9 protein-coding genes and 2 rRNA genes are annotated in these 10,977 nt (G+C 37.5%); 5 read left to right on the top strand and 6 right to left on the bottom strand.

What is annotated here, in order from left to right:
- The 4 genes from QNI15_RS27180 to QNI15_RS27165 form a co-directional block, all read left to right on the top strand.
- Positions 1 to 98 (top strand): 23S ribosomal RNA (locus tag QNI15_RS27180); the annotation flags it as partial.
- Positions 99 to 385: 287 nt separating this feature from the next.
- Positions 386 to 497 (top strand): 5S ribosomal RNA (rrf, locus tag QNI15_RS27175).
- A gap of 165 nt (positions 498 to 662) precedes the next feature.
- The gene (locus QNI15_RS27170; RefSeq protein ID WP_314001526.1) at positions 663 to 1,847 is read left to right on the top strand and encodes a THUMP domain-containing class I SAM-dependent RNA methyltransferase; all 1,185 of its coding nucleotides are present in this window, start codon (positions 663 to 665) and stop codon (positions 1,845 to 1,847) included.
- A 150-nt stretch (positions 1,848 to 1,997) separates the two neighbouring features.
- Positions 1,998 to 2,258, top strand: a complete 261-nt coding sequence (locus QNI15_RS27165; RefSeq protein WP_313987478.1) for a hypothetical protein — start codon at positions 1,998 to 2,000, stop codon at positions 2,256 to 2,258.
- Positions 2,259 to 2,312: 54 nt separating this feature from the next.
- Here QNI15_RS27165 and QNI15_RS27160 read toward each other — a convergent pair whose 3' ends face one another.
- From QNI15_RS27160 to QNI15_RS27150, 3 genes are all read right to left on the bottom strand, one after another.
- Positions 2,313 to 3,551: a tetratricopeptide repeat protein gene (locus tag QNI15_RS27160; protein ID WP_314034752.1), complete on the bottom strand. Its 1,239-nt coding sequence runs from the start codon at positions 3,549 to 3,551 to the stop codon at positions 2,313 to 2,315.
- A 32-nt stretch (positions 3,552 to 3,583) separates the two neighbouring features.
- Positions 3,584 to 4,732, bottom strand: a complete 1,149-nt coding sequence (locus QNI15_RS27155) for a tetratricopeptide repeat protein (RefSeq protein WP_314034751.1) — start codon at positions 4,730 to 4,732, stop codon at positions 3,584 to 3,586.
- A gap of 184 nt (positions 4,733 to 4,916) precedes the next feature.
- On the bottom strand, positions 4,917 to 6,257 hold the full coding sequence (locus QNI15_RS27150; RefSeq protein WP_314001534.1) for an AAA family ATPase: 1,341 nt from the start codon (positions 6,255 to 6,257) through the stop codon (positions 4,917 to 4,919).
- Positions 6,258 to 6,651: 394 nt separating this feature from the next.
- On the opposite strand from QNI15_RS27150, the gene QNI15_RS27145 reads away from it, so the two are divergent.
- Entirely contained in the window at positions 6,652 to 7,398 is a 747-nt protein-coding gene (locus QNI15_RS27145; RefSeq protein ID WP_314001536.1) for a Bax inhibitor-1/YccA family protein, read from the top strand.
- Positions 7,399 to 7,940: 542 nt separating this feature from the next.
- On the opposite strand, the gene QNI15_RS27140 is transcribed toward QNI15_RS27145, so the two are convergent.
- The 3 genes from QNI15_RS27140 to QNI15_RS27130 all read right to left on the bottom strand — a co-directional run bounded on the left by QNI15_RS27140 (position 7,941) and on the right by QNI15_RS27130 (position 10,714).
- Positions 7,941 to 8,219 (bottom strand): hypothetical protein, encoded by a 279-nt coding sequence (locus tag QNI15_RS27140; protein ID WP_313987465.1) that lies wholly within the window; start codon positions 8,217 to 8,219, stop codon positions 7,941 to 7,943.
- 134 nt (positions 8,220 to 8,353) lie between these two features.
- Complete coding sequence (locus QNI15_RS27135; RefSeq protein WP_314034749.1) at positions 8,354 to 10,018, bottom strand: GAF domain-containing protein; 1,665 nt, start codon at positions 10,016 to 10,018, stop codon at positions 8,354 to 8,356.
- 372 nt (positions 10,019 to 10,390) lie between these two features.
- On the bottom strand, positions 10,391 to 10,714 hold the full coding sequence (locus QNI15_RS27130; protein WP_313987461.1) for a hypothetical protein: 324 nt from the start codon (positions 10,712 to 10,714) through the stop codon (positions 10,391 to 10,393).
- Positions 10,715 to 10,977 lie beyond the last annotated feature (263 nt).

The raw sequence follows: 10,977 nt of genomic DNA, 5'->3' as shown, positions 1-10,977 counted from the left end.
ATATAGGACCGTTGGAGATGACAACGTAGATAGGCGATAGGTATACGCATAGCAATATGTTCAGCCAAGTCGTACTAATGATCCGAAGACTTCCGTTTTTTTCTTTTTGCTGATCATGCAAGTCAGAACTACAAACTGAAAAAATACTTTATTTATACTCAACTAGATCAGAAATGATTTAAACACTCGTTAATGAGTTTCTCTCTTTTCCACTTGTCAATTCTTTTCTATAAAGAGTTTTACTCACTAGAGTAGTACACTCAACTAAGTAAGATGAGTAAAACGAACTTCTAAAACATTGTCGCAAGACAAATCAGTCGTAAGACAAATAGTCGTAAGACAAATAGTCGTAAGACACAAAGCATTGTCGCAAGACACCAACATTGTTGGTGGTTATAGTGAAGGTGATCACCTCTTCCCATTCCGAACAGAGAAGTTAAGCCCTTTCACGCCCATGATACTGCCTTCACCGGTGGGAAAGTAGGTTGCCGCCACTTTATCATTACACTTCATTACTTCTAAGCCACTCTTACTTTGAGTGGCTTTTTTGTTTTTGTACCTCCCCAATATCTCTTTCAGATTTCACAACTTTTGTTTCTCAATCACTACTTTTATATTGAAGCTCTCTATCTTTGTACCTGTATCAATTTAAAGAGCCACTAATGGCAAGAGAGCAAATATCAAATTTTCGGATGCTGGCCAAAACCATCGTTGGCCTTGAAGACATTTTAGCCAAAGAACTACTTCAACTAGGGGCGCAAGAAATAGAAGTTCATAACAGAGCTGTTAGTTTTGTTGGTGATAAGGGGTTTATGTACAAGGCCAATCTGAACCTTCGTACAGCCTTACGTATTCTCAAACCTATTAAGGAGTTTACTGTGCGTAATGAGCAACATTTGTATAAAGAAATCCAAAAGATTTACTGGCCTGATTATCTGGATGTGACTGATACATTGGCTATTGACTGTGTGTTAAGCACTGATCTTTTTAGCCACTCTCAATTTATAGCTCAAAAAGCCAAAGATGCTATTGTTGATCAGTTCAGAGATAAGTTTGGTGCCCGACCTTCTGTAGAACTGGATAAGCCTACCTTGCGGATAAACTTGCATATCAAAAACGATGTTTGTACTGTCTCCTTAGATAGTTCAGGTGATTCTTTACATAAGAGAGGATATAGAGACAAAACAAACTTGGCTCCTATTAATGAGGTGTTGGCTGCTGGATTGGTTCTTTTGAGTGGATGGGATAAAGAGGCTCCTCTTATTAATCCCATGTGTGGTTCAGGTACTATTCTTATTGAAGCTGCTCTACTTGCTTGCAATATTCCTCCTGGTTATTATCAAGATGAATTTGGGTTTCAGCACTGGAAAGATTATGATGCTAATCTATGGGATAAGATTTATGAATCTTCTATGAAGAAAGTAAATACAAATAATATAGAATTGATTGGTATTGAGATTTCTCGGAATGTAGCACGAAAGGCGAAAGAGAATATAAAACGGGCACAGTTGGATGATGTAATTACTATCTATAATGAATCATTTGAGAACTTTGAGCCTACCTCGAAACCTGGAGTTCTTATTATTAATCCTCCCTATGGTGAAAGGATGGACCAGGATGAAGATATCAACGGTTTATACAAAAGTATGGGAGATACTTTTAAGAAAAAGTATAGTGGTTCTACAGCGTGGATTATTAGTTCCAATATGGATGCTTTAAAGCATGTAGGACTAAGGCCATCCCGTAAAATTGTGGTATTTAATGGGCCTCTTGAGTGTCGTTTTATGCGTTTTGATATGTACAGTGGTACAAAGAAGGGAGCAAAGACAGATCAATCTGCTACCTGAACGAAGTGCTATCGAAATTTGAAGCTACTATATTCTAAGACAAATAAAATAGTAGTCTGTTTTTAGAAAGTTACAAAACATGTATCTTTCTGGCATATATTTTTCAATGCGTAATAGCATATCTTTTTACCAATTTATTTTAATACACTTATGGCAGCTTGCGATCCCGTATCATTTTCAGGAATAACTCCATCTGTTTTTGAAACCCTAAAAGGTGAATTAGCTAGAAAAGGTTTTAGTATCGAAGGTACCAGTGGCGTTATCAATGGTCCTTTTGGTATCTCTATACAATATTCATGGGATGAAGCTACTCAGACATTGCACACAGAAGTGCTTGAGAAAAGTTTCTTCGTTTCCTGTGGACAGATTTATAGCCAGTTATCTGAGACTATAGACAAATTTACAGCTTAAAAGTTTGAAGAGTAAAACTTGTTGCCGAGTTTTAAAAACTCAGCAACAGGCTTTTTATTTAATTATCATGCTATTGGCAATCCAGCCAAAAAGGAAAATACCAATCAAATAGATGGTACCTGTAGTTTCAATCCATGATTGATTAAGTACTATACCTATCAGCGTAATAAAGCCTATCACTGACAGACCTATCGTATAGAGTTTATATATACGTATTTCGCGTGGTGTAACAGCATCAAAGAAACGGGATAATGGAAGTACCATAGTTGCACCAAAGATGGTTAAAGCTAGTAACAATAACTCATCAGATATAAACCATCCTACAAGAGATAAGACAGCAATTCCCAGTGAAGTACCTACCCAGTTGGCTCCTTCTTTTTCTTTGTCTGTCAGAATATGTTTACCATATTTGTCTAACCGCAGAAAGAGATTGAATAGTGGATTGATAATCCATGTCAGATAAATAAGAAAAGTCACTAAGACAGCAACAGGACGTAAAAACGGATATTGATCAGATACCTTATTTAGAATTCTGTTGAGAATGTAGATGCCAATAATGATTCCCCACTGTGTTTTTCCCTGATGCCTATTAAGCCAGAAAAAGAATTGAAGGAAAATTCGATATAGGAAATTTTGAGCTTTTAGGGCTTCCAGCATACCCGATCGCGCTATTTCCATTGTGGGGTTTAGTCGAAGTGCTTCTGCAAAATGAATTTTGGCTGCCTGAGGATTTCCTTGTTCCAGCTTTGCCCAACCTACATTGGCATGTGACCACGCATTATCAGGATCTTGCTCCAGTACATCTTCAATCGTAGCCAGTGCTTCCTGCTTGCGATTTAGTTTGGTTAGTGCAGTTGTACGAATATTAAGGCAACCCAAATGATTAGGATCTATGTTCAAACCCTCATCTGCATACTGCAACGCGTCCTGCCAGCGTTTTTGATTCAGAAATATAATGGATAGTACATGAAAGAAGTCTGCTTCATGAGGATACATTTCAATTGCCTGTCGGATAAAGCTTTCTGCCTCCTTATACTTTTCTAGTTCTGATAATACAATGGCATGAATATAGAGATTATAAGGTTCATCGGGTTCTATTGTAAGGAGAGTTTGAGTAATCTGTACTGCCTCAGCTTGTCGGTTCGTTTGTAATAAACAGTTTGCCAGCATGCGCATTGCTACTGTATTTTGAGGTTCTTGACCCAGCAGATTTCGTAACTCCTTTTCTGCCATATCATACCTGCCTTGTTCAATTAATACTTCTGCACGCTGTAAATGAGAATTTGCAATCATCGATATCGTTGTATAAATAAGTATAAGCCAATTTAGCTGCTTGTATTTTTCTGACTATGTTTACTATACCAGTACAGAACTACTATAGTGAGAACAATCCATGCCAGCAAAGGAACATTTTTCCCAAATATAATGCACAAGACAAGGAGAATTACTCCTATACCAATTAACTGTCCGGTTTGAACTACTTTTTGTTTTTCTGTCTGGTAGAGGTGCTTATGTTTCTTATGTGTATAGAGCCATAAGTCGGAAATATAAATTACTGGTTTCCATAAAGTGTTGAATAGGAACTGGAACAGGTAGAGGGAAATAAAAAACAACAAACATCCCAGGGGGAGTATGAGTAGAGCCCATACCATAGTTTGCTGTTTGAAAAAAAGAAATACAAATAATACAGCAATAAAGAGAAGTGAAAGTAGCACATATCCATATTCTGTATGTGGCAATCGGGATGGGAGAGATAATAAGCGATTAAATACAACATTTGCTGTACGACTGATTCTATATGGCCATTGTTTTTGTTTAATGATTTTTCCTAGATGCTTTTGTACATCCTCATAAGATGGCTCAATACGCAAGGTTTCCTGTAAATGATATTCAGCTGCTTCATAGTCACCAAGATGCATAAGAGCAACACCTATGTCTCTTCTCAGATAAGGATTCTCTGGCTCAAGTTTAAGTGCTTGATTAATAGTAGCCCATGCTTCTTCCTTATGACCAAGCATAGAAAGTGAAAATAATCGGGCATCCAGACAATCTATGTGGTCAGGATCAAGTCGCAAGCCTTCATTGGCATAGATTAATCCTTCTTCATATTTTCCACGATGCTGATAGATTCGGGATAGGACCTCAAAATGCATAGCCCAGTCTGGCTCTAATTGAATGGCTGTTCGAATATGTTTTTCTGCCAGATCAAAATCCTTGATTCGTACCTCAACAAAGGCAGCCAGATAGTAAAAGTAGGCTCTGTCGGGTGCCAGATAGAGTAGCTTTTCAATCCATTTTTTTGCTTCACTGTATTGAGAAGATCCGGTAAGACTGCGAACCAGATTGGCTATGGCATCCACATGTTCTGGTTCTGTTGTTAAAATCTTATAGAGTTCTTTGGCAGCTAGTTCATAACGCTCCTGATCAATCAGAACCTCTGCCCGTTTTAGAATAATGTCAGAAGAGTTAGACATTCGTTTGGTATTGATGTCTTGCTGTTTGTAATGCCTTGAATACTATATAAACATAGACAGCAAATGAAATAAATGGATAATAGTTGAATCCTCTTCAGCCATATACAGATTGATTGCTGAAGAGGATTGTATCTCTAAAAATAACAGAAAAGTGGGTAACTGAGAATGAAATCTGACAAAGGAATTATTTCTTTATTTTCAGGTACTTTAGAATATCATCGTATAGGCCACTTTCGTTGGCATATAATGCATAGTTTTTAGCTGCACTAAACCATTCCCGGGTTGTTGGTACGTGACGACTGGTAGCAGCCTTTAAATCTTGTGTTGTCAATGGCATTGGACGACCTGTTTTAAAAGACTCAGTAATCTTTGCTTCCACTGCAAGATCTACCACTGCTTTCAAATCAGCTCCTGAAAAATCTTCTGTAGCTTTGGCAATGGGCTCCAGATCTAGATTTTCTGTAGGTACTTCGCGAAGCAGTATCTGCAGGATTCCCAGACGTGCTGCTTTATCTGGAGGCTGTACAAATATCAGTCTGTCAAAACGGCCAGGACGACGGAAGGCGGCATCCAGATACCAGGGCGAGTTGGTTGCTGCAAGGACTAGTACCCCTTCATTGGAATATTCTACTCCATCCAGTTCATTTAGAAACTGGTTGATAAGGAATCTGCCTTCACTGCGACGCATATCTGAGCGACTGGCACCTAGTGCGTCTACTTCGTCAAAAAACAATACACAAGGAGCCTTGCGACGTGCCTGCTGGAATATCTGGTGCAGGTTTTTTTCACTGTTTCCTACCCACATATCCAGTACATCATTGATGCCAACAGAAATGAATCCTGCTTTGATCTCCCCAGCTGTAGCTCTAGCCAGTAATGTTTTTCCACAGCCAGGAGGGCCGTACATCAGAATACCTCCCCCAATCTTTTTACCATAAGCCTGATAAATCTGTGGATTCTGCATAGGGTAAATCACCTTCAGCGAAATCTCTTCTTTAACTTTATCCATCCCGCCTACTTCTTTGAACGTAACAGTAGGACGCTCCATATCTCTTTCAATAAAATCTTTTTCCGTTTCTTCCGAAGGCACACTCACTGAGACAGCCTGTCCACTGATAGCAATGGCTTTATTCAACTTCTCTTCAAATTCTTTGTCCTGCAGGTGTCCATTGCTGCTTATCGCTACTTTATAATGATCGTAGGCTTCTTTATAGGATTGTTTTTCAAACAAAAGCCTGGCATATAACATAAGTAGTGCGGCTTCGTTGTTTCCGAGAGACAACAATTCTTCTGTTACAACCAATGCTGCATCGTATTTTTTTAATGCATAAAATGTTTGGGCTAAACCCAGTTTTACAGATTCATTATGGGGATCATAGTTAAGAGTAGCCTTGTATTCCTGTTCGGCTTCTTCATACAGCATTTGTCCGTACAACATATCTGCAAGTTGTTTTCGCAAGACAACATTATTGGGAGAATAGGTTAAAGCTTCACGAAGGTTTTTTATAATGTCAGCGTAATTCATGTATGACTTAATTAGTAAATGCTGGAAATAAACAGACTTCCTACGAATATATTCTTTTGCAGGAATGATTGTAAATTTTAGCAATGATTTTATAGATTTCCAAAAGTAATTTTTTAGGTAAATGCAAAAATGTCAGTATTATTGTTCTGAAGAAGAAATTTTTATCAGACACCATTTACATTCAAAAAGTATTGTCTTTCAGAATGCCAAAATTATAGGATATGAAGCTAACTCCGATATATTTTGTTAAGATAAAAGAGTGGTGACATTTCAAGATTGGTCTGTTATTTGCTTATATTTGTTTATATGGTTACCTTTTAAAATAATACAACATTAATAAGTACTTTATTTTGTAAGTGTTACCAGGTTTATCTTTTACTATTTTTATTAACCTATGTCTTTATTTAAATCATCAAATCCAGCTCTGAAATCCTCTACCTTTGAGCAGATGGCTGGTACTGCATATGACTCTGATGTAATGACTATGCAGGGAGCTATTAATAAATCAGCTACACTGTTGATTATTCTTGTAGCTGCTGCTGGTCTTTCATGGTTTGCTATGTTATCAAATCCTACTCTGGGTTTTCCTATGATGATGGGTGGCGTATTTGGCGGATTCCTGGTAGGTATTGTACTAACCTTTAAGAAAGAGTGGGCTCCGTTTCTGGCTCCAACTTATGCTGTCTTGGAAGGATTGGCTTTAGGTGCTATTTCTCTGTTATATGAACATGCGTTCTCTGGCTTAGTTTCGACAGCTATTGTATTGACTATTGCTGTATTTGCTGTAATGCTGTTTTTGTATGCAACACGTATCATTGAGGTTACTCAAAAATTCAGAATGATTGTAGTAGCGGCTACTGCTGGAATTGCTGTATTTTATCTGTTAGCCTTTGTATTACGATTCTTCGATATTGAAATGCCATTGATTCATGAAACGTCCACTATAGGAATTGTTTTCAGTCTGATAGTAGTGGTGGTAGCTGCATTGAATCTGGCTCTGGACTTTGATTTTATTGAACAGGGAGCTCATCAGGGAGTGCCTAAGTATATGGAGTGGTATAGTGCGTTTGGATTATTGCTGACGTTGGTATGGCTGTATCTGGAAATACTTCGTTTATTATCCAAGTTAAGAAGCAGATAGAACAATCCACTTTGATTTATATAGATGGCGGGCAATCTCAGGATTGCCCGTTTTGTTTTATGGCCCGTTCACAATGCCAAGCTGTTTGTCTTAACTCAACATAGAATCCCTAGAGTTAATCTACCTTGCTGGTCTCTTAAGTATTGGGTAGTGACCTCCGAACAGCAGAATTCTACTAATAATGAATAGGAGCCTACCCACTATCCAGGACAATATCGTGTTTTATTCATAGCGAGCTGCCTCTTTTGTCTAACCTCAATATATTTTCTGCGCATGATTCATGGCAGGTTGCTGTTTGCGGTGAATTCCGATCAGATTTTGTTTTTGCGGTGAATAATGAGCAAACATAAAAATGATCGGAACTCTGATCAAACTGAAAAGTGATTGGAGTTATAGGCAAGCTCTTCATTTATTGAGCAGATTATGGTAGCCTTATCAAAAAATAGTTTGCCATGAACTATGCACAAAAAAATATCTCTAAAAGAATTGACTTCTTTTAGAGATATTTAAAATGTTCCTTGTAATCATAATCTGTTCTTACCTTACCATCTATGGTATCCGTGTCTGTGTCTTGGATATACATACACCGGACGAGCAGGTACTACCACTACCGGACGAGGTCTGACAATGACAGCTGGTCTGGGTGCTACATATACAGGTGCAGGCGCATACACAACCGGAGGAGGAGGCACTGGACGTGCATACACTACCCGGCGTGGAGGAGGTGTCCCGATACGAACACTTACATATGTTTGTGAAAAAGCTTCCTGGGTCAAAACAACTCCTAATAAAAATACTAAACCAAAAAGAATGCGTTTCATAGTCGTGTTGTGTTATAGTTTATTGTTTAGATTACAAAAACTATGCAAAGGTTTAATACACTGGTAAACTTTTTTAGTTTATTCTTTGATGCTTTTTCTATTGATCTGTTTTATGGTTGATAATGAGGGATGTATTATTTTTTTACAAGCCCCAGCTTTTTCTTTAAGATCTCATTTTCCATTTTTAACTGAGTTAAAATGAGTGTTTTTTCTTCTAGTTCCAGATTGGCTTCTTCAAGATTTTTGGTTTTGCGATACATCTCTTCCTGAGTAGCTTGCATCTCTTCCATATTTTGGCGCATTTCTTCTTCCTGTGCGCGTAAAGCTTCCGTTTGTTCCTGAGTATTCTCCAGTATAGCTTTCATCTTATCTGTTGTTTTTACAGTAAGTAAAGCAGCTGCCAGAAATTCACCACATTTTTCCAGGAAAGAAACCTGATGGGGTTCAAAGCTCCCAAAAGTAGCCAGCTCCAGTATTGCTTCTGTTGTATCATTGTATCTCATCGGAACAATGATCAGAAAATTAGGGGTTGCTTCTCCTAGGCCTGAAGTGATATCTACATATCCCTGAGGAATTTCCCGAAGTAGAATCGTTGCACCTTCCAGATAAGCCTGACCTAGTAAACCTGTTTCTGCATTGATTCTCTTTTCAATGAATTTCTTTTTATCAAAGGCAAAACAGGCTGTCATATCCAGATATTTTTCACCATATTGTTCTGTTAATACAAAAATGCTTCCTTGTTGAGCATTTAGATATTTAGCCAGAAAACGAATGCATTCTTCAGATAAAACAGACAATGTATTCTGGTGATTCCTTACCAGTGCGGAGAATTGTGCTAAACCTTCATTGACCCAGTTTCGCTTATCTTCTTCCTGCTTAACCTTTTTCATCTGTTCACGCATTTGTAAGAGCTTCCCTGCCAGATTCGCCTGATTTAAAGATGCATTCTGTATAGTCATTCCTGGCCAATCAACCTCATAATCTCCTTCAGAAATATGAGTAACGAAATTAGCTGCTGTGCGTAGGTTGACTATAGAGTTAGAGATAACTTCCTGTGCGTTTTTTACTTGAGTGGATGCACCAGAATGAAAAAGATACTTTTGATTATTTGTTTCAAATTCATTGACCAGTTCGGCCCGTTGAGTTGTGTCCTTACGCAGGCGTAAAATAATAAGGGCAATTGTTGGTAATCCTATCAGAATGATTAAAAACTGTATATAAATATTGCTTTGCATCGCCAGGTTGTATCGGAATTGTGCCTTTTGATGTAGTTCGTCTTCAAAAGTATATACGTACTTGGTTGCTTTTTGATATACCGGACCAATACTTGCTCCTTTATCTTTGTCAAACACAGCCTTAAACTTCTCTATCTTTTCCTTTCGCAATAGATTAACCATGTATCCATGATAGTCTATGAAATTCCAAATCACCGCTTTGTATTGTTCAACCGCTTTCAGTCCTTCCGGATTTTGGTAGTGCTGAACTGCCAGTAAGCTATCCAGCCTTTTAAAATTAGCCCTGCATAATTGCTCAATTTTCTCATGACTTATATACAGGTATTTTTCATTACGAATGATGGCATATCCTCGTATGGTAACATCTACATATCGGGTGATTTCATCATGAGCATAACGCAATTCATATTTTACCTGTTCTGTTTGCTTTTGTAAAGCAAGATTACTGTCAATAACGCTTCGATTGAACAGTATCAGGCTGGCTCCTAAAACCAGTAAAAAGGCAACCACTAGTAGTGTAATATTGATGAGATTGACTCGAAGGAAGACTACTATACGACTCATTTGAGAATATAAATTGAGAAAGATGCCTATCTAAAAAGTATATGATCGTAAGTATAAGCAAATGTAGTAATGACTAAAACAGTAGCCAATCGCAAATAGTAAGTTTTGTTACATTTGTTTTGTTTGATAAATGTTTGTAAATGAGTTGTTTGAGCCTTGCAGGGTGAGGATTTACAATAAAGTGAATAGAAGAGGGAGCCTGAGCGAAAATAAGCTACTGATAAAAAATACAATTGAGTATAATGAAGATTTGAATGAGTAGGAAAGAATAGTTTCGATATAAAAAATATCCTGAGAATGAAATTGCTCAGTTGTATACATTCTCAGGATGACCGAATAAAAGGAATCTTACCACATAAATACTACTAAAAATTATCTGGCATAGGGCATTTCTTCAATGTCTAATGTAGTAAGTGCAGGATTAAGTACTTTTTTGGTTATAACAACCCGAAAGACACGATTACCTGCTATATCAAATTCCCGAATGTATTTACTACGATCCTGCAACGTTCGGTATACAGCAGAGTAATTTATTTTTACAGGCCATCCATTAAGAGCCAGTACTCCCGACAAACAATCAATTGTTTTACTCAGATTTGAAAAATAGGCATAATGGGGATCCTTTTTTCTGACGCTATTCAAGGTACCAATCGGAACGATCGTAAGCTCATAAATGAAACGAGTTTGAAGCGGCATAACCATGTTTTTTGGAATTTAGAGGTCTGTTTTTCTGTAAGTGTTAGTATTTTGAAAAATTATGCAATTATTTTTCAAATAGCAAACTTTTTAAACACATTTATCGTTATAAGACCATACCAGTTATTTAACTCCCTGACTCTCTTAGTGCAGGGAGTTTTTCATTTATTAAGATATGTAATTTTTTCCACTATTTTCTTTTTTTTGCTCTATCGGGCTAAATTCTCTCCACAGAAAATCTACAGAATAGAGACTCTCTTCTC

It is taken from the genome of Xanthocytophaga flava (assembly GCF_030068545.1).
Lineage (GTDB): Bacteria > Bacteroidota > Bacteroidia > Cytophagales > 172606-1 > Xanthocytophaga > Xanthocytophaga flava.
Note: the sequence above shows the minus strand (reverse complement) of the source record. Positions and strands in the feature narration are given on the sequence as shown.

Bases quoted from the DNA above. Each gene is read 5' to 3' on its own strand.
- QNI15_RS27130 (WP_313987461.1), bottom strand. From the start codon at position 10,714: ATGCCGCTTCAAACTCGTTTCATTTATGAGCTTACGATCGTTCCGATT.
- QNI15_RS27165 (WP_313987478.1), top strand. From the start codon at position 1,998: ATGGCAGCTTGCGATCCCGTATCATTTTCAGGAATAACTCCATCTGTT.
- QNI15_RS27150 (WP_314001534.1), bottom strand. From the start codon at position 6,257: ATGAATTACGCTGACATTATAAAAAACCTTCGTGAAGCTTTAACCTAT.
- QNI15_RS27140 (WP_313987465.1), bottom strand. From the start codon at position 8,219: ATGAAACGCATTCTTTTTGGTTTAGTATTTTTATTAGGAGTTGTTTTG.
- QNI15_RS27135 (WP_314034749.1), bottom strand. From the start codon at position 10,018: ATGAGTCGTATAGTAGTCTTCCTTCGAGTCAATCTCATCAATATTACA.
- QNI15_RS27160 (WP_314034752.1), bottom strand. From the start codon at position 3,551: ATGATTGCAAATTCTCATTTACAGCGTGCAGAAGTATTAATTGAACAA.
- QNI15_RS27145 (WP_314001536.1), top strand. From the start codon at position 6,652: ATGTCTTTATTTAAATCATCAAATCCAGCTCTGAAATCCTCTACCTTT.
- QNI15_RS27170 (WP_314001526.1), top strand. From the start codon at position 663: ATGGCAAGAGAGCAAATATCAAATTTTCGGATGCTGGCCAAAACCATC.
- QNI15_RS27155 (WP_314034751.1), bottom strand. From the start codon at position 4,732: ATGTCTAACTCTTCTGACATTATTCTAAAACGGGCAGAGGTTCTGATT.